Here is a 20,043-nt window from a genome sequence, read left to right as displayed (position 1 = left end):
AGCCCTGCCCAACCCCATTGAATAAACGGACAACCGTTTTATTCTAGCGCCGCTTCCCCGCTGGCGCCTGCGCCCGGCGCAACAAGATCCGGGGAGCGTGGGAGGGATACAAGATGCTGCCGAACAGCCAAGCCGGCTTCGATTTCGACCTCGGCGAGACCGCCGACATGCTGCGTGACACGGTGCGGGATTTCTCGCAGGCGGAGATCGCCCCGCGCGCCGCCGAGATCGACAAAACCAACCAGTTTCCCCGCGACCTGTGGCCCAAGCTCGGCGCGCTGGGCCTGCTCGGCGTCACTGCGGAAGAAGAATACGGCGGTTCCGGCCTCGGCTATCTCGAGCACGTCATCGCCATGGAGGAGATTTCCCGCGCCTCGGCCTCTGTGGGCCTGTCCTATGGCGCGCACTCCAATTTGTGCGTCAACCAGATCAGCCGCAACGGCACGCCCGAGCAGAAGGCCAAATACCTGCCCAAGCTCATTTCCGGCGAGCATGTGGGCGCGCTCGCCATGTCCGAGCCGGGGGCTGGGTCGGACGTGGTCTCCATGCGCACCCGCGCGGACAAGAAGGGCGACCGTTATATCCTCAACGGCTCCAAGATGTGGATCACCAACGGCCCCATCGCCGAGACGCTGGTGGTCTACGCCAAGACCGATCCGGCCGCCGGCCCCAAGGGCATGACCGCCTTCCTGGTGGAAAAGGGCTTCAAGGGCTTCTCGACCGCCCAGAAGCTGGACAAGCTGGGCATGCGCGGCTCCGACACCGGCGAACTGGTGTTCCAGGATTGCGAGGTGCCGGAGGAGAACGTGCTCGGCGTTGTGGGCAAGGGAGTCAACGTGCTCATGAGCGGGCTCGATTATGAGCGCGCGGTGCTGGCGGGCGGCCCCACGGGCATCATGCAGGCGTGCATGGATATCGTCCTGCCCTATGTCCACGAACGCAAGCAGTTCGGCCAGCCCATCGGCACCTTCCAGCTGATGCAGGGCAAGATCGCCGACATGTATGTGACCATGAACGCCACCAAGGCTTATGTCTATGCCGTGGCCAAGGCCTGCGACCGCGGCGCCACCACCCGCCAGGATGCCGCCGGCGCCATCCTCTATGCGGCAGAAAAGGCGACCTGGATGGCGCTGGAAGCCATCCAGACCCTGGGCGGCAACGGCTATATCAACGATTACCCGACCGGCCGCCTGCTGCGCGATGCCAAGCTCTATGAGATTGGCGCCGGCACCAGCGAGATTCGCCGCATGCTCATCGGCCGCGAATTGTTCGACAAGACCGCCTGAGCGGGAGCGGAAGCGCCGGAACCCGGATCGCACCGGGTTCCGGCCGCGCCCCTGAACGACGTCCCCGAACGACGATGGTCGATGCGGCGGGGCCACCGGCTTTCGCCAGGATGGGCGGACGGGCGGTCGTGCTCCCCATTTGGAGCGGGTCCAAAACCGGCTAATATTCCTTGGGAATATGGCTGGATACCGTGTTTCAAGGCAATTCGCATCTCCCTGCGGCATGCCGCCGCCCGACATGAGATGTTCATAAGGGTTAGCGTCGAGGCCGAATGGGCATATAAAGGGGTAGCCAGCCAACCCCGTTGCCAGGGATCGCCAGCAAGTCTTGCAAATTTGATTGGTGACGCGCGATGCCTGTTCGCTTGATGTTGCGCATGCCGTTTTGGCGTGCATTGTTCCGGGTGCCTGCTGGCGCTGCATTGCTTTTCCTGGCCCTCGTGCTTTTGCCGGGCCCCTCCTTCTCGCAGCCGACCGAGCCGTGGACATCTCCTGCCTCCGCCTCTTCAGCACCGGCCCCTTCAGCGCCAGTCTCTGCGCAGCCCGCTTCCGTGGCGCCAACCTCGGCGGCTTCGCCCCCATCGACGGACGCACCCGCGCCGGTAGCGGCCCCCGTTCCGGCCGTGGAACATGCTCCTGCCCACGAAAGTCCTTCCATCGACGCACGGTTGCCGCACGATTTGTCTCCCTGGGGCATGTTCTTGGCGGCCGACCTGGTGGTGAAGGCGGTGATGGTCGGGCTGGCCTTCGCCTCCCTCGTCACCTGGACCGTGTGGTTCGCCAAATCGCTTGAACTGGTCTTCGCCCGCCGCGCGGTGGCGCGCACGCTTGACGCGCTGCAGGCGGCGCCGACGCTGTTTGACGCCGCGGCAACCATGCCGAAGGACCGGGGCGCAGCGGCTGCCACTGTCAAGGCCGCCCTCGCGGAATGGAAAGTCTCCGAGGGGCTGCCGGTGGAGGGCATCAAGGAGCGGGTCGCCGTCGCCCTGGGCCGGATCGAGGCGCGGGCCGGCCGCCGTCTGTCCGGCGGAACCGGCGTGCTCGCGACGATCGGCGCCACCGCCCCGTTCGTGGGCCTGTTCGGCACCGTCTGGGGTATCATGAATGCCTTCATCGGCATCTCGAAGGCGCAGACCACCAATCTCGCCGTGGTGGCGCCGGGCATCGCCGAGGCGCTGCTGGCCACCGCCATCGGCCTCGTCGCGGCCATCCCCGCGGTGGTGATCTACAACTTGTTCGCCCGTGCCATCGCCGCCCAGAAGGCCCGCCTCTCCGACACGTCCGCCGAGGTCATGCGCCACCTGTCCCGCGATCTCGACCGGGCAGCCAGCGGCATGGAGCCCCGCCGCCTGCACGCCGCTGCGGAGTGAGGCACCATGGCCGCCAAGCTCGACCATGGCGGCGGGGACGACCTCGCCGAGAATCACGAGATCAACGTCACGCCCTTCATTGACGTGATGCTGGTGCTGCTCATCATCTTCATGGTGGCGGCGCCTCTGGCCACCGTCGACGTGAAGGTGGACCTGCCGGCTTCCAACGCCCAGCCGCAGCCGCGTCCGGACAAGCCCCTGTTCCTTTCCGTGAAAAAGGACCTGTCGCTGGCGCTGGGGGATGATCCGCTGGAACGGCCGTTGCTCGGCCAGGCGCTCGACGGCAAGACCTCCGGCGACCGCCAGCAGCGGGTGTTCGTGCGCGCCGACAAGGCGGTTCCTTTCGGCGACGTGATGGAGGTGATGAACCTCCTGCGCTCCGCAGGCTACCTCAAGGTGGCGCTGGTGGGGCTCGAGGGGGAGGCGGCGCCCATGCCCCCAGCGGTCGCGCCTCAAACGGCCACTCCCCCTGCGACCACGACCCAGGCTCCGGCCGCAGGAGCGCGTCCGTGAGCGCGGTCCATCACTGGCACGATTTCGACCGCACCCACGTGCGCGACACGGTGCTGCGGCTTGCCGCCGGCGCCCTGTTCATCGTCACGGTCCATGCGGTGGCGGTCTATGCTGCGCTGTTCTGGCGCAAGCTGGAAGCGGGTGAGTCGGCCCCGCCCGCCGCAATCATGATCGAGCTCGCCCCGGTCGCGGTGAGCGAGCAGCAGCAGGTGGAGGATGCAGCACCCGGGCCGCAGATGGTCCAGGCGCCGGAATCCGTCCCCGACGCGCCGGATATCCCGGCCGAGGCCGCGCCACCCCCCGAGCCGGTGGTGAACGAGGTGCTGGAGAAGCTGCCTGAGGTCGAGCCTTCCAAGGAACAGGCCGAGGTGGTTCTGCCCAAGCCCGAGCCGAAAAAGGAAGAGGTGAAACAGCCACCGAAGCAGAAGGTTGACAAGCCGAAGAAGGACGCCAAGCCGACGCGGCGACCGTCGGCACCCACGACCACCGCTGCGCCGCGCTCGGATGCGCCGGCGGCACAGGCCACGGCCGCGCCCTCGCCGGGTGCCGCTGCCATGCGTTCGGCGGCGCTGGCGGACTGGCGGTCGCGGGCCTTCGCGCACATCAGTCGCTACAAGCGCTCACAGGGCAGTAATGTGGGGCAACCGCGGGTCACCATCTCGCTCAGCTCGTCGGGATCCGTCACATCAGCGCGACTGCTGAACGCATCGGGCAACGAGGTTTTGGACCGGGAGGCGGTGGCCCTGGTCTACCGGGCTTCCCCGTTTCCCGCCCCGCCGGACAATCGGCCCCTGACCTTCTCGGTACCCATCAACTTCACCACGCGGTGAGGGAAGGGCCTCCTGCTCCGGTTGGCATGCGTAGCCGGCGCAGGGCTGCGGCGCTCCTGCCGCATGCCCAGGCTTTGGACTTCACCTCGACCCTGTGTTAAGCGCAGGGTCCGCTCCGGAGGGCCGCTGGAACACGCGTCCCGCCTGGGTGCCCCGACATTACCGGAGACCTGCCATGGCCTCGCAGGACGCGAACCGCTCCTCCATTTCGGAGGACATGAACCGCTTCTTCACTGCCCCTCTCGCCGAGAGCGATCCCGAGATCGCCGGTGCTGTGAAGGCGGAGCTGGGTCGCCAGCGCGACGAGATCGAGCTGATCGCGTCCGAAAACATCGTCTCGCGCGCCGTGCTCGAGGCTCAGGGCTCCGTGCTCACCAACAAGTATGCCGAGGGCTATCCGGGCAAGCGCTACTATGGCGGCTGCCAGTTCGTGGACGTGGCGGAAAACCTCGCCATCGAGCGCGCCAAGAAGCTGTTCGGCTGCGGCTTCGCCAACGTGCAGCCCAATTCCGGCAGCCAGGCCAACCAGGGCGTGTTCTTCGCCCTGCTGCAGCCCGGCGATACCTATCTCGGCCTCAACCTTGCCGCCGGCGGTCACCTGACCCACGGCTCTCCGGTCAACATGTCCGGCAAGTGGTTCAAGCCCGTGCCCTACACGGTGCGCGAGGACGACCAGCGCATCGACTATGACGAGGTGGCGCGGCTCGCCGACGAGCACAAGCCCAAGCTCATCGTGGCTGGAGGCTCGGCCTATCCGCGCATCATCGATTTCCCCAAGATGCGCGCCATCGCCGACAGCGTGGGCGCCAAGCTCATGGTGGACATGGCGCATTTTGCCGGCCTGGTGGCCGGCGGCGCCCACCCGAGCCCGTTCCCCCACGCCCATGTGGTGACCACCACCACCCACAAGACCCTGCGCGGCCCGCGCGGCGGCATGATCCTCACCAATGACGAGGATCTGGCCAAGAAGATCAATTCGGCCATCTTCCCCGGCATCCAGGGCGGGCCGCTGATGCATGTCATCGCCGCCAAGGCCGTGGCCTTCGGCGAGGCGCTGCGTCCTGAGTTCAAGCTCTATGCGAAGAACGTGGTGGAGAATGCCAAGGCGCTGGCCGAGACCCTGAAGGGCCACGGCTTCAACATCGTCTCCGGCGGCACCGATACCCACCTGATGCTGGTGGACCTTCGCCCCAAGCGCCTCACCGGCAAGACCTCGGAAGGCGCGCTGGGCCGCGCCCACATCACCACCAACAAGAACGGCATCCCGTTCGATCCCGAGAAGCCGTTCGTGACCTCCGGCATCCGCCTCGGCACGCCGGCCTGCACCACGCGCGGCTTCGGGGTGGCGGAGTTCCAGCAGGTGGGTGACTTCATCGCCGAGGTGCTCGACGTACTCTCCCAGAAGGGGGTGGACGAGGATTCGCTGGTGGAAGCCGCGGTGCGCGAGAAGGTCTCCGGCCTGCTCGCCCGCTTCCCCATCTATCCCTGAGGGGCGGGTGTTCACGCGCGAAAATGCCTGAGCGCCGGAGAGGGTGAAGCATGCGCTGTCCCTATTGCGGCGGTCTCGATACGCAGGTGCGTGATTCCCGGCCGACGGAAGACAACACCGCCATCCGCCGCCGTCGCATCTGCCCCGATTGCGGCGGCCGCTTCACCACCTTCGAGCGCGTGCAACTGCGCGAACTGATGGTGCTGAAGCGTTCCGGCCGGCGGGTGCCGTTCGATCGCGACAAGCTCGCCCGCTCCGTGGATGTGGCCCTGCGCAAGCGTCCCGTGGATAGCGAGCGGGTGGAGCGCATGTTGTCCGGCATCGTCCGCCAGCTGGAGAGCATGGGCGACAGCGACATCACATCCGAGACCATCGGCGAGATGGTCATGGAAGGCCTCAAGCAGCTGGACGACGTGGCCTATGTGCGCTTCGCCTCGGTCTATCGCAACTTTCGCGAGGCCAAGGATTTCGAGAACGCGCTGGCCGAACTCTCCCAGCCCGAGCTGGCCCAGTCCGATGACGTGAAGGCCGAGGGCGCGGCCGAAGGCGGCCGGGACAAGCCGAAGGCCGCCGGCAAGACGCCGCCGCGGAGCGCCGAATGAGCGTGTCCCCCCTGTCCGCCCATCCCGTCACCTCGCCGGAGGAAGACGAGCGGTTCATGGCCGAGGCCCTGAAGGTGGGCCAGAGCGGCCTTGGGCGCACCTGGCCCAACCCCTCGGTGGGGGCCGTGGTGGTGCAGCATGTGAACGGCCGCCCGCATATCGTCGGCGCGGCCGCCACCGCGCCCACCGGCCGGCCCCATGCCGAGCCCATCGCCCTCGCCCAGGCGGGGGAGGCGGCCCGGGGCTCAACGCTTTATGTGACGCTGGAGCCCTGTTCCCACCACGGTCGCACCCCGCCCTGCGCCGGCGCGGTGATCGCCGCCGGCGTGCGGCGGGTGGTGGCCGCCATCGAGGATCCCGACCATCGGGTGAAGGGGCGCGGCGTCGCCCGCCTGCGCGCCGCCGGCATCTGGGTGACGGTTGGGGTCGGCGCCGAGCAGGCGCTGGCCGACCATGCTGGCCATATCCGCCGCGTCACCGAAGGCCGGCCCCATGTGCTTTTGAAGATGGCGGTCTCCGCCGACGGCAAGGCGGCCTTTGCCGGACCCCGGCCGGCGGTGGTCACCGGACCCGAGGCGCGGGCGCGGGCCCATCTCATGCGCGCCCATGCGGATGCCATCCTGGTGGGTCTCGGCACGGTGACGGCGGACGATCCCATGCTCACCTGCCGGCTGGAAGGCCATGAGGACCGCTCCCCGGTGCGCCTCGTGCTCGACAGCGGTCTCGACATTCTCCTGGAAAGCGCCCTGGTGCGCACCGCCAGCGATGTCCCGGTCTGGGTGATCGCGGCGGAGGATGCCCCGGCCGAGCGCGCCGCCGCCCTCATGGAGCGGGGCGTGGAAGTGCTGCGCGCCCCGCGCGGCGGCATCGAGGGGCGGCTGCACCTGCCGGCGGTGCTCAAGCTTCTGGGCCTGCTCGGCATCACCCGCCTGATGGTGGAGGGCGGCCCCACCACCGCCGCCGCCTTCCTGGAGGCGGGCCTGGTGGACGAGGTGGCGGTGTTCCACAGCCCGGTGCTGCTGGGGCCGGATGCCTATCATGCGCTGGCCGGCCGTCCCCTCGGCCGCCTTTTCGCCCCCGTGGGCTTCGCCGAGGTGGAGCGCGCCGAACTGGGCGCCGACCAACTCGTGCGCTTGTGGAGACGCTGACATGTTCACCGGCATCGTCACCGACATGGGCGACCTCGTCGCCGTGGAGACGAAGGGGGAGGTCAAGACCCTCACCATTGCCACCGCCTATGAGGCGGCGGGCATCGATGTGGGCGCCTCAATCGCCCATGCGGGGGTGTGCCTTACTGTCACTTCGGTGACGGCCGATGGCCCGCGCGGCACCCTCTTCACCGTGGACGCCGGACCGGAGACGCTGGCGATCACCACCGTGGGCGGCTGGTCGCAGGGCCGGCGCATCAATCTGGAGCGCTCGCTCAAGATGGGCGACGAACTGGGCGGCCACATGGTTTCCGGCCACGTGGACTGCACGGCGAAGGTGGTGTCGCGCGAGGATCTCGGCTCCACCACGCGCTTCGTGTTCGAGGTGCCGGAGCAGCTTGCCCGTTTTGTCGCGGCGAAGGGGTCGGTGGCCCTCGACGGCACCTCCCTCACGGTCAATACGGTGGAGGGCAACACCTTCTCCTGTCTGCTCATTCCCCATACCCTGGCGGTCACCACCTGGGGCGGCGTGAAGGCGGGCGACACGGTCAATTTCGAGGTGGACCTGATGGCCCGCTATGCCGCCCGGCTTGCGGAGTTCCCCCGGGCCTAGTACGCCTCGCGACCAATTCCGGCGCCGCGCGCGGTGCCAAACGGTTCTGGAGAGACATCCCATGGTCACGACGCGCAGGGAAAGCGCGGGCGACGCCTCGCTCAATGCCGGGCTTGAAGGCGCCCGGGTGCTCATCGTGGAAGGCCGCTATTACGAGGCCCTCGCCGACGAGCTTCTCGCCGGTGCCCGCGCCGTGCTGGAGGCGGCTGGCGTCGAGGTGGAGGTGATCACCGTGCCCGGCGCGCTGGAGGTGCCCATCGCCGCCGAGATTGCCCTGGAAGCCGCCGAGATCACCGGCAATGCGGTGGACGCGGTGATCGGCCTTGGCGTGGTGATCCGCGGCGAGACCTATCATTTCGAGATCGTGGCCGGGGAATCCGCCCGCGGCCTTATGGATCTGGGCATGGCGCATGCGCTGCCCGTGGGCAACGGCATCCTCACCGTGGACACCGAGGCCCAGGCCTGGGAGCGCGCCCGCGTCTCTGAAGGCAACAAGGGCGGCGGCGCTGCAGAAGCGGCGCTCACCCTGCTGCGCCTGCGGCGGCGGCTGGAAGCATGAAGGACGTGAACACCCCGGCAAAGCCCATGAAAAAGAGCGCGGCCCGCCTCGGCGCGGTGCAGGCGCTCTACCAGATGGACCTCGCCCAGACCCCGCTGAACGACATCCTCGCCGAGTTCGAGAGCCACTGGCTGGGCCAGGAGGTGGAAGGCGTCGAGTTCCCCGAGGCCGACGTGCGCCTGTTCCGCGCCGTGGTGGAAGGGGTGCTGAACGACCAGCGCCGCATCGACCCCATGGTGGACAACGCCCTGACCAAGGGCTGGCCCTTGAAGCGGGTGGAAGCCGTGCTGCGCGCGGTGCTGCGCGCGGGCGCCTTCGAGCTGGCATCCAAGCCCGACGTGCCCGCCCGCGTGGTCATCACCGAATATGTGAACGTGGCCGGCGCCTTCCTCGATCGCGACGAGACCGGCATGGTCAACGCCGTGCTCGACACGCTGGCCCACGACCTGCGCCCCGACGAATTCAAGGGCGGCTGACATGGTGGACGGCGAGGCAGCAGCGGGATCGGGCGAGGATCGCTTCATCGCGCGCTTCCTGCGTCCCATCGCCGGTTCGTCCGCCGCCCTCGGCCTGCTCGACGATGCCGCGCTGCTGGCCCCGCCCGAAGGCTGCGACCTGGTGCTCACCAAGGATGCTGTGGTGGCGGGGGTGCACTTCTTCGCGGATGATCCGCCGGCCTCCATCGCCCGCAAGGCGCTGCGGGTGAACCTCTCCGACCTTGCCGCCAAGGGTGCCGACCCGCTGGGCGCCCTGCTGGCGCTGGCTTTGCCCAAGGGCACGCCCGACGCCTGGATGGAAGCCTTCGCGGCGGCCCTCGGCGAGGATTGCGAGCGCTATCTTTGCCCCATCCTAGGCGGCGACACGGTCTCCATCCCAGGCCCGGTCACCATCACGCTCACCGCTTTGGGCTCGGTGCCGAAGGGCGCCTTCGTGCCGCGCACGGGGGCGAAGGCCGGCCAGGCCATCCTCGTCACCGGCACCATCGGCGACGCGGCGCTGGGCCTGCGGCTGCGGCAGGACCACAAGGCTGCGGCCTTCGCCGGCCTGGACGACGAGCAGCGCGGGCATCTCGTGGACCGCTATCTGCACCCCCAGCCCCGGCTCGCCATCGCGCCGGTTCTGCGCCGCTACGCCAAGTCCGCCATGGATGTGTCAGACGGGTTGGTCGGCGACGTGGCGAAGATGCTCGCCGCCTCCGGCTGCGGCGGGCGCATCGAGGCGCGGCGGGTGCCGGTGTCGGCCGCAGCGGCGGCGGCCATTGCGGCGGACGCCGGCCTGTTCAAGACCGCGGTCACCGGCGGGGATGATTACGAGGTGGTGGCCTGCGTGCCCCATGCCCTGGTCCACGCCTTCACCGCCGAGGCCGCGCGGGTGGGGGTTCCGGTGACGCTGATCGGCGAGACGCGGGAGCAGCCCGGCCTTGATGTGACCGATGCCGGAGGCCATGCCCTCGACCTCGGAGCCGGCAGCTTCAGCCACTTCTGAGCCGGCAGGTCGGGGGTGCTATCCCAGCGCCACCAGAGCCGCCCCGGCGGCGATGAGGACGACGCCCAGGGTCGCCAGCGCGCTCAGGCGCTCGCCCAGGAACATGACGCCGAAGATGGCGACCAGCACCACGCTCAGCTTGTCCACCGGCGCCACCCGCGCCGCATCGGCCATCTTCAGCGCGCGGAAATAGCAAAGCCACGACGCCCCGGTGGCAAGGCCGGACAGGATCAGGAAGATCCACGTCCGCGCCGGGATTTCGCCGGGCGCCTGCCACGACCCGCCGAACCCGACCATGGCGGCCACCAGGGCGAGGATGACGATGGTGCGCAGGAGCGTGGCGAGGTCGGAATGGATGTTCGCCACCCCCACCTTGGCGAAGATGGCGGTGAGCGCCGCGAAGGCCGCGGACAGGAACGCCCAGAACAGCCAGGAGGTGGACCAGGATTGAGACATGCCGTCACTCGGCTATAGCGTGGCGATCACCATGACACCACTTGAGAGAACAGCGGGGACGACCGCTCCGGTTGGTGCCGGTGCCCGGCATCCCGGTTACCATGGGGCGCCCGTCCGACTCAGCTCCGCTGCAACGAAGTAGACCATGCCCGATCCCGGCTTCATCCATCTGCACGTTCATTCCTCCTATTCGCTGCTGGAGGGGGCGCTTTCCATCGGCAAGCTGGCAGACCTCGTGAAGGCGGACGCGCAGCCGGCCATTGCCCTCACCGATACGGGCAACCTCTTCGGCGCGCTGGAATTCTCCGAGAAGATGGCGGGCGCGGGCATCCAGCCCATCGCCGGTGTGTCGCTGGCCCTGGACCTGCCGGAGCCGGCCGGCCCGCGCGGGGCGATCCGACCCAAGCGGCCGCGCCTCGTGCTGCTCGCCCAGTCGGAGCCGGGCTGGCGCAACCTGATGCGCCTCGTCTCCCGCTCGTTTCTGGAAACCGCCAGCGAGGACGAGCCGCGCATCCTGCCCGACTGGCTGGCTGAGGCCCATGACGGCCTCATCGCCCTCACCGGCGGGCCGGCGGGGCCCATCGACAAGGCGCTGGTGTCCGGCCATCCGGAGCTGGCGGCGGAGCGGCTCGACCTGCTCGCCTCCCTGTTCGGCGAGCGGCTCTATGTGGAAGTGCAGCGCCACGACACCGACGCCGAGCGTCTGGCCGAAGCCGGCCTGCTGGAACTCGCCTATGCCAAGGGCGTCCCGCTGGTGGCGACCAACGAGCCCTTCTTCGCCAGCAAGACCGATTATGAAGCCCATGACGGCCTTTTGTGCATCGCCGAGGGCCGGCTGCTGTCGGAGGGCGACCGGCGCCGGCTGACCCCGGAGCATCGTTTCAAGACCCGTGCGGAAATGCTGGCCCTGTTCGCTGACCTGCCGGAGGCGACGGCCAACACGGTGGAGATCGCCCGGCGCTGCGCCCACCGGGTGCGTACGGTGAAGCCCATCCTGCCGCGCTTCACCTCCGGCGCCGGGGACGGGGATCCGCTTGCCGAGGAAGCCGCCGAGCTGGAGCGGCAAGCCAGGGAGGGCCTTGCCCAGCGCCTCGAGAAGCATGGCCCGGCGCCGGGGCTGGATATCGCCACCTATGAGGAGCGGCTCGCCTACGAGCTCTCCGTCATCACCAAGATGAAGTTCCCCGGCTACTTCCTCATCGTGTCGGACTTCATCAAGTGGGCCAAGGCACACGACATTCCGGTGGGGCCGGGGCGTGGGTCGGGCGCCGGCTCGCTGGTGGCCTATTCGCTCCAGATCACCGACCTCGACCCGATCCGGTTCGGCCTGCTGTTCGAGCGGTTCCTGAACCCGGACCGCGTGTCCATGCCCGACTTCGACGTGGACTTCTGCCAGGAGCGCCGCGACGAGGTGATCCACTATGTGCAGGAGCGCTACGGCCGCGCCCAAGTGGCGCAGATCATCACCTTTGGTACCCTGCAAGCGCGCGGCGTGCTGCGCGACGTGGGGCGCGTGCTGGAGATGCCCTACGGGCAGGTGGACAAGCTGTGCAAGCTGGTGCCGCAGAATCCGGCCAATCCGGTCACGCTGAAGCAGGCCATCGAGGACGAGCCGCGCCTCCAGGCCTCCCGCGACCAAGAAGAGGTGGTGAAGCGCGCCTTCGACATCGCGGTGCGCCTGGAAGGCCTCAACCGCCACGCCTCCACCCATGCGGCGGGCATCGTGATCGGCGACAGGAAGCTCCATGAGCTGGTGCCGCTCTATCGCGATCCCAAGTCCGACATGCCGGTCACCCAGTACAATATGAAATGGGTGGAGCAGGCGGGCCTGGTGAAGTTCGACTTCCTGGGCCTGAAGACGCTGACCACCATCGACAAGGCGGTGAAGCTGATCCACCAGCGCGGCATCGATCTGGACATTTCCAAGATCCCGCTGGACGACCCCAAGACCTACGCCATGCTGGGCAAGGGCGAGACGGTGGGCGTGTTCCAGGTGGAAAGCGCGGGCATGCGCCGGGCGCTGGTGGACATGAAGGCCGACCGCGTCGAGGACCTGATCGCCCTCGTGGCCCTCTACCGGCCCGGCCCCATGGCCAACATCCCGGTCTATTGCGACTGCAAGCACGGCCGCGCCAAGCCGGACTATCTCCACCCCATGCTGGAGCCGTACCTGAAGGAGACGTTCGGCGTCATCATCTATCAGGAACAGGTGATGCAGATCGCCCAGGCTATGGCGGGCTATTCGCTGGGCGAGGCTGATCTTTTGCGCCGGGCCATGGGCAAGAAGATCCGCGCCGAGATGGAGAAGCAGCGCGAGCGCTTCGTCTCCGGCTCCGCCGGGCGGGGCATCGAGAAGGCGCAGGCCGACACCATCTTCGACCTTCTGGCCAAGTTCGCCGACTACGGCTTCAACAAGTCCCACGCCGCCGCCTACGCCATCGTCGCCTACCAGACGGCATGGCTGAAGGCGAACTACCCCACCGAATTCCTCGCCGCCTCCATGACCCTCGACATGGGCAACACGGACAAGCTCGCGGAATTCCGGCAGGAGGCCCAGCGCCTCGGCATCGAGGTGGTGCCGCCCAACATCAATCTGTCGGCCCGCGAGTTCGCGGTGAAGGACGGCAGGATCATCTATGCCATGTGCGCCATCAAGGGCGTGGGCGGCGCGGCGGTGGAGGCGCTGGTAGCGGCGCGCGGCGCGCGGCCGTTCAAGAGCTTCGCGGATTTCGCCTCGCGCCTGCCGGTGAAGCTGGTGAACAAGCGCACGCTGGAAAGCCTGATGGCCGCCGGCTGCTTCGACGTGCTGGAGAAGAACCGCGCCCGGGCCTTTGCCGCCATCGAATCCATTGTGGCCGAGGCCCAGCGCGTGGAGGCGAACGCCCAGTCCGGTCAGAACGACATGTTCGGCTCCGGACCTTCCGCCGTCTCCCTGCCCATTCCGGAGGTGGCGCCGTGGCTGCCCTCGGAGCGGCTGCAGAAGGAATATGACGCCATCGGCTTCTTCCTCACCGGCCATCCGCTGGATGATTATGCCGACGCGTTGAAGAAGATGCGGGTGCAGTCCTTCTCGGACTTCTCCCGCGCCGTGCGCTCGGGCGCGGCGGCGGGGCGGCTGGCGGCCACTGTGGTATCGAAGCAGGAGCGGCGCACCAAGTCCGGCACCCGCATGGGCATCGTGGGCCTCTCCGACCCCTCGGGCCATTACGAGGCGGTGATCTTTTCCGAAGGCCTCGCCCACTATCGCGACCTGCTGGAGCCGGGCACGCCGCTGCTGATGATGGTGGCGGCCGAGCTGAACGGCGAGGATGTGCGCGTACGCATCAATTCCTGCGAGAAGCTCGATCCCGTCACCACCCGCCACCAGAAGGGTCTGCGCATCTTCCTGCGCTCCCCCGAGCCCATCGAGGGCATCGCCCGCCGCCTTGCCGACGGCAAGACCGGGGATGCGGGATCGGGCGAGGTCAGCCTGATCCTGATGGTGGAGGATGCGCGGGCCGAGGTGGAGGTGAGCCTGCCCGGCAAATACCCCATCTCCCCGCAGATCGCCGGGGCCATCAAGGCCATCCCGGGGGTGGTGTCGGTGGAGGCGGCGTAGGAACGCCAAAACCGACGCCTGCGTTCACCCGCACATGTGCGGCGCCGTGCATTCGGGCTATACAGGCGGTAGAGCGCTTTCCCCAGCGAGAGAGACACCATGGCTTCCGACTGGATCGTGGCGCGACGCGTGGCCGTCGCCTGCATCGTCCTTGCGCTCGCCTATTTCTCCTACAAGACCATCGACGTGATCCTCCAGGTGTTCGCGGCCATGCTGGTGTCGCTGGCCCTGCACGCGCTGGCGGAGCCGTTCGCCCGCTTCACCCGGTTTCCCGAGCGCTATGCGGTGTTCCCGGTGGCGCTCATGGTGTTCGGCGGCATCGGGCTCACGCTGTATCTGTTCGGCTCCACCATCCAGGTGCAGGTGACCGAGCTGTTCAACGAGCTGCCCGCCGCCTGGAAAGCCTTCGAGCAGCGCTTCCATCTGGAAGGCATGAGCGATGATCTGCTGCGCCGGGCCGAGGCGGCGGCGCCCTCCGGCGAGACGATGATCTCGGCGGTGCAGGGCCTCACCAGCAACGTCTTCCAGGTGGTGCTGGGCAGCTTTCTGGTGGTGGTGGGCGGCATCTATTTCGCCGTCTCGCCGGATCTCTACCGCCTCATGTTCCTCTCACTGTGGGCCGAGGCGGACCGGCCCGCGGCGGCGCGGCGGCTTGCCTCCGTCTCCGAGGATTTGCGGCATTTCCTGAAGGCCCAGCTCATCGCCATGGTGGTGGTGGGCGTGCTCACCTTCATCGGTCTCACCATCGTGGGGGTGCCCTCGGCCCTCGCGCTCGCCCTGTTCGCAGGACTCGCCGAGTTTGTGCCCATGATCGGGCCGGTGGTGGCGGCGGCGCCCGCGGTGCTCATCGCATTGACGCTCGGGGTGGACTCGGGGCTGTGGACGCTGCTGGTGTTCGTCATCGTGCAGCAGTCGGAGAGCAATGTGATCACCCCGTTGCTCCAGCAACGCATGGTGTCGTTGCCGCCGGCGGTGACGCTGTTCGCGGTGGTGGCGTTCGGCAATGTATTCGGCGCCCTCGGCGTGGTGCTCGCCACGCCCCTCACCGTGCTCGCCTTCGCCGCCTTCAAGGCCCATGGCGAGCAGGAGGCGACGCCGGACCGAGCCAAATCCTAGTTCGGTAGCACGAGGGTACCGGAGGTCCTGTCGAAACGCCACATGGCGCCGGGCATCAGGTGGGTGCCGCCGATGCAGCGGTCCACCGCATTCTGGCACGCATGGTCGAAATGGCCCTTCAACGCCGCCGCGCCGGTAGGGGTCAGCTCGATCTCGGCCGACGCGTAGGCGCGATAGGAGCGCTCGGCCGTACTGTCGTCACCGGGGGAAAAGCGCATGCCCGCCGCCTCGCTGGAGCGGAAGGGCAGGCCGAAGATCAGCGGCTCATGGGCAAAGGCCAGCCCGTCGAGGCGCAGGAAGAAGGGCAGGTCGGCAAGAAACTGCGCCTCGTCCATGGAATGGACGGCGCCATAGAGGTGCGCCACCTTCATGGGCCCATCCTGAAGCCGCCGCAGGATTCGCTCCTCGGTCAGCGACAGTCCGCTCTTGGGGGCAGGCAACTCGGCGATGAGCCGATGGAGCGCCGGGGCCAGATGGGGCAGCGCCTCGAAGGCGCGGGACGCGTGCGCCTGCCCGGCGAAGGCCACGAGCGGCCGCGGGGTTGGAGCGGTGAAAGCCTCCCAGGCCTGCCGCGCCGTCTCCAGCTGCAGATGGGTGACCGGCGTGCGATGCGCCTCCAGAGCGCGCATCTCGTCTGGCGCCATGACCCCGAGATAGTGCGAGGCCTGCACCAGGCTCAGCCCCATGCGCTCAGGCTCGTGGGCGAAATAGGCGAGGAGCTGGATCAGCTGGAGCTGGTCAAACAGGTCGTGCTCAAACCACAACTCCACGTGCGCATAGGCGACATGCACCTCCACCTGGGCGTCGCGATGGGCGAAATCCGCCCGCACCTCGTCAAAGGGCAGGCCCAGCGCCTCGGAAAGGAAATCGGCGCGCACGTCCGACACCTCCTCAAGGTCGGTGCCCGGGGGGACCGGCCCGTCGTGGAGCATGTCCTGCCACGGCAGGATATGGCCCTTGATCCCCGCCGCGCGCAGGCGTTCGGCGGCAGATTCTCCATTGGTGACAATGAGCTTCGGCATGACCCGTGCCCTCCGTCCTCCCCGGTCCGCTCGGATTGTTCTGGTGTCGACGGCTCCGGAGGCAACAGCTTCACCCGCGACCGCGGTAGGGCGCAACCCCCGTATCCGGCAACCACACGCCCTCGGCCAGTTTTCCGGTCTGCCAGAACACGTCGATGGGGATGCCGCCGCGCGGATACCAGTAGCCCGCAATGCGCAGGAAGCGAGGCTTCAACAAGTCCACCAGCCGCTTGCCCACCGCCACGGTGCAGTCCTCATGGAAAGCGCCATGGTTGCGGAAGCTGCCGAGGTACAGTTTCAGCGACTTGGACTCCACCAGGAACTGATCGGGCACATAGTCGATGACGATGTGGGCGAAATCCGGCTGCCCCGTCACCGGGCAGAGCGAGGTGAATTCCGGGCATGTGAAGCGCGCCACATAGTCCACGTCCGGGTGCGGGTTCGGCACGCGGTCGAGCACCGCCTCCTCCGGCGAGGCGGGCAGGGCGGCGCTGACGCCGAGCTGCAGCGGGCGATCGGTCATATCTCTTGATCCTGCGGCGGAAGAGCGGGTGCTCTACCCGCGCGGGCCGCAATGTTCAACCGCCGTCCGGCCGTTTTGCGGCGAAGCCGGCCTGGAACGCGACAGGCCCCCTTCGCAGGCGCAATAGATCGCGCTAGAAGCACCACGCTTGCAAGGCTGGGGCTTTGGGCATCCCGGGGTGCGGTCAGGGCAGGGACGACGACGGACCTCCGGCCTTTTGTTGCACCGCACCACACGACGCAGGGAAGGAGTCTTCATGACCGCCATCGTGGACATCATCGGACGCGAAATTCTGGACAGCCGCGGCAATCCCACCGTGGAAGTGGACGTGGTGCTGGAAGACGGCGCCCTTGGCCGCGCCGCCGTGCCCTCGGGCGCTTCCACGGGCGCCCACGAGGCGGTGGAACTGCGCGACGGCGACACCAGCCGCTATCTCGGCAAGGGCGTCGGCATGGCGGTGGATGCGGTCAACGGCGAGATCTTTGACGCCATCGGCGGCTATGAGGCCGAGGATCAGGCGCACATCGACGCCGCCCTCCTCGCGCTCGACGGCACGCACAACAAGGGCCGCCTCGGCGCCAACGCCATCCTCGGCGTGTCGCTTGCGGTGGCCAAGGCCGCGGCCGAATCCAAGGGCCTGCCACTCTACCGCTATGTGGGCGGCGTGAATGCCCGCGTACTGCCGGTGCCCATGATGAACATCATCAATGGCGGCGCCCATGCGGACAACCCCATCGATTTCCAGGAATTCATGATCCTGCCCGCCGGCGCGCCTTCCTTCGCCGAGGGCCTGCGCTGGGGCGCGGAGATCTTCCACACCCTGAAGAAGGGCCTGAAGGACGCCGGCCACAACACCAATGTGGGCGATGAGGGCGGCTTCGCCCCCAACCTCGCCTCCGCCGAGGCGGCGCTGGAATTCGTGCTCAAGGCCATCGAGAACGCCGGCTTCAAGCCCGGCGAGGACGTGTATCTCGGCCTCGACTGCGCCTCCACCGAGTTCTTCAAGAACGGTGTGTACAATTACGAGGGCGAAGGCACGGTGCGGGACATCGAGTCCCAGGTGGCCTACCTCGCCGAACTGGTGGCCAAGTATCCCATCGTCACCATCGAGGACGGCATGGCCGAGGACGACTGGGTGGGCTGGAAGCTGCTCACCGACACCGTCGGTTCCAAGTGCCAGCTGGTGGGCGACGACCTGTTCGTCACCAATGTGGAGCGCCTGTCGCGCGGCATCAAGGACGGCGTGGGCAACGCCATCCTGGTCAAGGTGAACCAGATCGGCTCCCTCACCGAGACGCTGGATGCGGTGGAAATGGCCCACAAGGCCGGCTATCGCGCCGTCATGTCCCACCGCTCGGGCGAGACCGAGGATGCGACCATCGCCGACCTGGCGGTGGCCACCAATTGCGGGCAGATCAAGACCGGCTCGCTGGCCCGCTCGGACCGCACCGCCAAGTACAACCAGCTGCTGCGCATCGAGCAGGAACTGGGCGACAGCGCCCGCTACGCCGGCAAGGCCGCGCTGAAGGCGCTGGCCTGAGTCTTCAAACCGTGGATCCCCTCTTCCTTGAACGGGAAGAGGGGATCTGCCCTCAGTCCGCCTTGTGGACCGCCACCGGGTCGCTGGAGGGAAAGCTCTCCTCCAGCGCCTCGTCCAGCCGCCTGTTCAGATCCTGCTTCTCCTCAAGTGCATCATGCGCGCGCTTTAGCGCCACGATCTGCGTCAGCAGGGTGTCGCGCCGCTGCGCCAGTTCAGTGATGGAGCGGCCGGCGGCTTCCGCCGTCACCCCTTCCACAAGCTTGGCCTGAAGCTCCGGCGTGACGTTCGGCGAGCCGAGGTCGTCCCACCAGGTTTCCACTGCCGGCAAAAGGTGGTGCATGAAGTGGGCAAGGCCGCCTTCGCCGCCGCCCAGGTGGAATGTCATGTTCTGGCCCATGAGCGCCCAGCGCAGGCCGGGGCCTTCCGACACGGCCGCATCCACGTCCGCCACCGAAACCACCCCTTCCGCCACCAGATGGATGGCCTCGCGCCACAGCGCCGCCTGCAGCCGGTTGGCCACGTGGCCGGCGACCTCCTTGTGAATCTCGATGGGGTGCTTGCCCATGGCCTTGTAAAAGGCCATGGCGGTGTCGATGGCGGCGCGGCTCGCCTTCTCGCCGCCCACCACCTCCACAAGCGGGATCAGGTGGGGTGGATTGAAGGGGTGGCCGATGATGCAGCGTTCGGGATAGCGGCAGCCCTCGGCGATGCGGCTCACCAGCAGTCCGGAGGAGGAAGAAGCGATCACCACCTCCGGCGGCAGCACCGCGTCGATGGCGGGAAACAGCTTCTGCTTCAGCTCATAGCGCTCGGGCGCGTTCTCCTGCACAAAATCGACGCCCGCCACCGCCTTCACCGGGTCCGGCTCGAAGCGCCAGCTGGTAGGGTCTATCCACGCCTCTCCGCCCAGTTCCATCAGGATCGGCCAGGCGGCGGAGATGAGGCGCTGGGTGGCTTCGGCCGCCCCCGGCGCCGGGTCGCTCACCACCACGTCGAGCCCGCGCGACAGGAACAGCGCGGCCCAGCTCGCGCCGATGGTCCCGGCTCCGATCACGGCGACGCGGCGGATGGGGTGGTTCGGATGGGACATGGGAACTCCTGCCTGAGGCTCTGGGGATTCCCAGTCTTCTAGCAGGCGGAACCAAACTCAGTCATAGCTGCGAAGGTATGACTGCCCTGTCTGGCAGTATACCTCACCGCCTCGGGATCTCGCCGAGCAGGTCCCGCGCGCCGAGCCAGATGATCTGCACGCCGATGGCGAACAGGATGAAGGCGAACAGCCGCACCAGCACGTTGGTGCCGTTCTTGCCCAGCACGCGCTCGATGGTAGGCGCCTCCCGGAAGGCGAAATAGACGGTGAGCGCCACCCCGATCAGCCCCGCCACCGCCCCGATGAGGGACGACACGGACATGGCCAGATCGGTCTCGAAGGTGGATCTGTGGCTGGCGGCCAGCGCGATGGTGGTGGCGATGGAGCCGGGACCCACCGTGAGCGGCAGGGTCAGGGGGTAGAAAGCCTGGTCCTTGGCGTGGGCATCGTCCAGCGGCGTGCCGTCGGCGCGCTTGGCCGGCTCGTCGCCCTGATGCAGCAGGTTCCAGCCCACGGAGGTCACCACCACGCCGCCGGCCACCCGCAGCACCGGCAAGGTGATGCCGAAGAAGAGGAGCACCTGCGCACCGATGATCAGCGAGCCGAGCAGCATCAGGAAGCCGTAGACGGCCACGCTGCGAGCCAGCAGTTCCCGCGTCGGCGCGGAGCAGCCCCGGACAAAATTGAGGAAGATCGGAGCCCCGCCGAGCGGGTTCACGATTGGGAAGAGAGCGGCGAAGACAGCAAGGAAGATATTGACGGAATTACTGAAATAGCCCACGCGCACGCCCCCTTGCGCCCCG

At 67.9% G+C, this 20,043-nt stretch carries 19 protein-coding genes; 14 read left to right on the top strand and 5 right to left on the bottom strand.

From position 1 onward, the window contains the following. The first annotated feature begins 113 nt into the window (after positions 1 to 113). The 11 genes from FBQ73_RS06165 to thiL all read left to right on the top strand — a co-directional run bounded on the left by FBQ73_RS06165 (position 114) and on the right by thiL (position 9,895). Positions 114 to 1,286 (top strand): isovaleryl-CoA dehydrogenase, encoded by a 1,173-nt coding sequence (locus tag FBQ73_RS06165; protein WP_138398607.1) that lies wholly within the window; start codon positions 114 to 116, stop codon positions 1,284 to 1,286. 353 nt (positions 1,287 to 1,639) lie between these two features. After that, positions 1,640 to 2,656: a tonB-system energizer ExbB gene (exbB, locus tag FBQ73_RS06160; protein WP_210236676.1), complete on the top strand. Its 1,017-nt coding sequence runs from the start codon at positions 1,640 to 1,642 to the stop codon at positions 2,654 to 2,656. A 6-nt stretch (positions 2,657 to 2,662) separates the two neighbouring features. Next, complete coding sequence (gene exbD, locus FBQ73_RS06155; RefSeq protein ID WP_138398605.1) at positions 2,663 to 3,169, top strand: TonB system transport protein ExbD; 507 nt, start codon at positions 2,663 to 2,665, stop codon at positions 3,167 to 3,169. Continuing rightward, positions 3,166 to 3,999 (top strand): TonB family protein, encoded by an 834-nt coding sequence (locus FBQ73_RS06150; RefSeq protein ID WP_138398604.1) that lies wholly within the window; start codon positions 3,166 to 3,168, stop codon positions 3,997 to 3,999. Before exbD ends, FBQ73_RS06150 begins: the two co-directional genes overlap by 4 nt. 175 nt (positions 4,000 to 4,174) lie before the next feature. Then, entirely contained in the window at positions 4,175 to 5,488 is a 1,314-nt protein-coding gene (glyA, locus tag FBQ73_RS06145) for a serine hydroxymethyltransferase (protein WP_281278787.1), read from the top strand. Positions 5,489 to 5,538: 50 nt separating this feature from the next. Continuing rightward, positions 5,539 to 6,090 (top strand): transcriptional regulator NrdR, encoded by a 552-nt coding sequence (nrdR, locus tag FBQ73_RS06140; RefSeq protein WP_138398603.1) that lies wholly within the window; start codon positions 5,539 to 5,541, stop codon positions 6,088 to 6,090. Beyond that, positions 6,087 to 7,238, top strand: coding sequence for a bifunctional diaminohydroxyphosphoribosylaminopyrimidine deaminase/5-amino-6-(5-phosphoribosylamino)uracil reductase RibD (gene ribD, locus FBQ73_RS06135; RefSeq protein ID WP_138398602.1), 1,152 nt, complete (start codon positions 6,087 to 6,089; stop codon positions 7,236 to 7,238). Before nrdR ends, ribD begins: the two co-directional genes overlap by 4 nt. A gap of 1 nt (position 7,239) precedes the next feature. Then, positions 7,240 to 7,851: a riboflavin synthase gene (locus tag FBQ73_RS06130; RefSeq protein ID WP_138398601.1), complete on the top strand. Its 612-nt coding sequence runs from the start codon at positions 7,240 to 7,242 to the stop codon at positions 7,849 to 7,851. 61 nt (positions 7,852 to 7,912) lie between these two features. Then, entirely contained in the window at positions 7,913 to 8,410 is a 498-nt protein-coding gene (ribH, locus tag FBQ73_RS06125; RefSeq protein WP_138398600.1) for a 6,7-dimethyl-8-ribityllumazine synthase, read from the top strand. Next, positions 8,407 to 8,886 (top strand): transcription antitermination factor NusB, encoded by a 480-nt coding sequence (gene nusB / locus FBQ73_RS06120; RefSeq protein WP_138398599.1) that lies wholly within the window; start codon positions 8,407 to 8,409, stop codon positions 8,884 to 8,886. Before ribH ends, nusB begins: the two co-directional genes overlap by 4 nt. A 1-nt stretch (position 8,887) precedes the next feature. After that, the gene (gene thiL / locus FBQ73_RS06115; protein WP_138398598.1) at positions 8,888 to 9,895 is read left to right on the top strand and encodes a thiamine-phosphate kinase; all 1,008 of its coding nucleotides are present in this window, start codon (positions 8,888 to 8,890) and stop codon (positions 9,893 to 9,895) included. Between the two features lie 18 nt (positions 9,896 to 9,913). Here thiL and FBQ73_RS06110 read toward each other — a convergent pair whose 3' ends face one another. Beyond that, positions 9,914 to 10,351: an EamA family transporter gene (locus tag FBQ73_RS06110; RefSeq protein WP_138398597.1), complete on the bottom strand. Its 438-nt coding sequence runs from the start codon at positions 10,349 to 10,351 to the stop codon at positions 9,914 to 9,916. 145 nt (positions 10,352 to 10,496) lie between these two features. Here FBQ73_RS06110 and dnaE point away from each other — a divergent pair, with 145 nt between their 5' ends. Together dnaE and FBQ73_RS06100 are read left to right on the top strand one after the other, a co-directional pair. Further along, the gene (dnaE, locus tag FBQ73_RS06105) at positions 10,497 to 13,949 is read left to right on the top strand and encodes a DNA polymerase III subunit alpha (protein WP_138398596.1); all 3,453 of its coding nucleotides are present in this window, start codon (positions 10,497 to 10,499) and stop codon (positions 13,947 to 13,949) included. Positions 13,950 to 14,048: 99 nt separating this feature from the next. Next, complete coding sequence (locus tag FBQ73_RS06100; protein ID WP_138398595.1) at positions 14,049 to 15,065, top strand: AI-2E family transporter; 1,017 nt, start codon at positions 14,049 to 14,051, stop codon at positions 15,063 to 15,065. Here FBQ73_RS06100 and FBQ73_RS06095 read toward each other — a convergent pair. Beyond that, positions 15,062 to 16,087, bottom strand: a complete 1,026-nt coding sequence (locus FBQ73_RS06095) for a hypothetical protein (protein WP_138398594.1) — start codon at positions 16,085 to 16,087, stop codon at positions 15,062 to 15,064. The genes FBQ73_RS06100 and FBQ73_RS06095 overlap by 4 nt on opposite strands. A 70-nt stretch (positions 16,088 to 16,157) precedes the next feature. Next, a complete protein-coding gene (queF, locus tag FBQ73_RS06090; protein WP_012116257.1) occupies positions 16,158 to 16,610 on the bottom strand; it encodes a preQ(1) synthase in 453 nt (150 codons plus the stop codon). A gap of 256 nt (positions 16,611 to 16,866) precedes the next feature. On the opposite strand from queF, the gene eno reads away from it, so the two are divergent. Beyond that, positions 16,867 to 18,150, top strand: a complete 1,284-nt coding sequence (gene eno, locus FBQ73_RS06085; RefSeq protein WP_138398593.1) for a phosphopyruvate hydratase — start codon at positions 16,867 to 16,869, stop codon at positions 18,148 to 18,150. A 52-nt stretch (positions 18,151 to 18,202) separates the two neighbouring features. On the opposite strand, the gene FBQ73_RS06080 is transcribed toward eno, so the two are convergent. Next, on the bottom strand, positions 18,203 to 19,240 hold the full coding sequence (locus FBQ73_RS06080) for a 3-hydroxyacyl-CoA dehydrogenase NAD-binding domain-containing protein (protein WP_138398592.1): 1,038 nt from the start codon (positions 19,238 to 19,240) through the stop codon (positions 18,203 to 18,205). A gap of 103 nt (positions 19,241 to 19,343) precedes the next feature. Further along, positions 19,344 to 20,021, bottom strand: a complete 678-nt coding sequence (locus FBQ73_RS06075) for a MarC family protein (RefSeq protein WP_246089591.1) — start codon at positions 20,019 to 20,021, stop codon at positions 19,344 to 19,346. Positions 20,022 to 20,043 lie beyond the last annotated feature (22 nt).

The sequence above is a fragment of the Xanthobacter autotrophicus genome, from assembly GCF_005871085.1.
GTDB lineage: Bacteria > Pseudomonadota > Alphaproteobacteria > Rhizobiales > Xanthobacteraceae > Xanthobacter > Xanthobacter autotrophicus.
The sequence above is the reverse complement of the archived record's forward strand: the minus strand, read 5'-3'. Positions and strand labels throughout refer to the sequence as shown.

Coding starts and splice junctions, on each gene's coding strand:
- exbD (WP_138398605.1), top strand. CDS start 2,663: ATGGCCGCCAAGCTCGACCATGGCGGCGGGGACGACCTCGCCGAGAAT.
- nrdR (WP_138398603.1), top strand. CDS start 5,539: ATGCGCTGTCCCTATTGCGGCGGTCTCGATACGCAGGTGCGTGATTCC.
- ribD (WP_138398602.1), top strand. CDS start 6,087: ATGAGCGTGTCCCCCCTGTCCGCCCATCCCGTCACCTCGCCGGAGGAA.
- queF (WP_012116257.1), bottom strand. CDS start 16,610: ATGACCGATCGCCCGCTGCAGCTCGGCGTCAGCGCCGCCCTGCCCGCC.
- dnaE (WP_138398596.1), top strand. CDS start 10,497: ATGCCCGATCCCGGCTTCATCCATCTGCACGTTCATTCCTCCTATTCG.
- nusB (WP_138398599.1), top strand. CDS start 8,407: ATGAAGGACGTGAACACCCCGGCAAAGCCCATGAAAAAGAGCGCGGCC.
- FBQ73_RS06110 (WP_138398597.1), bottom strand. CDS start 10,351: ATGTCTCAATCCTGGTCCACCTCCTGGCTGTTCTGGGCGTTCCTGTCC.
- thiL (WP_138398598.1), top strand. CDS start 8,888: ATGGTGGACGGCGAGGCAGCAGCGGGATCGGGCGAGGATCGCTTCATC.
- FBQ73_RS06095 (WP_138398594.1), bottom strand. CDS start 16,087: ATGCCGAAGCTCATTGTCACCAATGGAGAATCTGCCGCCGAACGCCTG.
- FBQ73_RS06165 (WP_138398607.1), top strand. CDS start 114: ATGCTGCCGAACAGCCAAGCCGGCTTCGATTTCGACCTCGGCGAGACC.
- FBQ73_RS06130 (WP_138398601.1), top strand. CDS start 7,240: ATGTTCACCGGCATCGTCACCGACATGGGCGACCTCGTCGCCGTGGAG.
- ribH (WP_138398600.1), top strand. CDS start 7,913: ATGGTCACGACGCGCAGGGAAAGCGCGGGCGACGCCTCGCTCAATGCC.
- eno (WP_138398593.1), top strand. CDS start 16,867: ATGACCGCCATCGTGGACATCATCGGACGCGAAATTCTGGACAGCCGC.
- glyA (WP_281278787.1), top strand. CDS start 4,175: ATGGCCTCGCAGGACGCGAACCGCTCCTCCATTTCGGAGGACATGAAC.
- exbB (WP_210236676.1), top strand. CDS start 1,640: ATGCCTGTTCGCTTGATGTTGCGCATGCCGTTTTGGCGTGCATTGTTC.
- FBQ73_RS06080 (WP_138398592.1), bottom strand. CDS start 19,240: ATGTCCCATCCGAACCACCCCATCCGCCGCGTCGCCGTGATCGGAGCC.
- FBQ73_RS06100 (WP_138398595.1), top strand. CDS start 14,049: ATGGCTTCCGACTGGATCGTGGCGCGACGCGTGGCCGTCGCCTGCATC.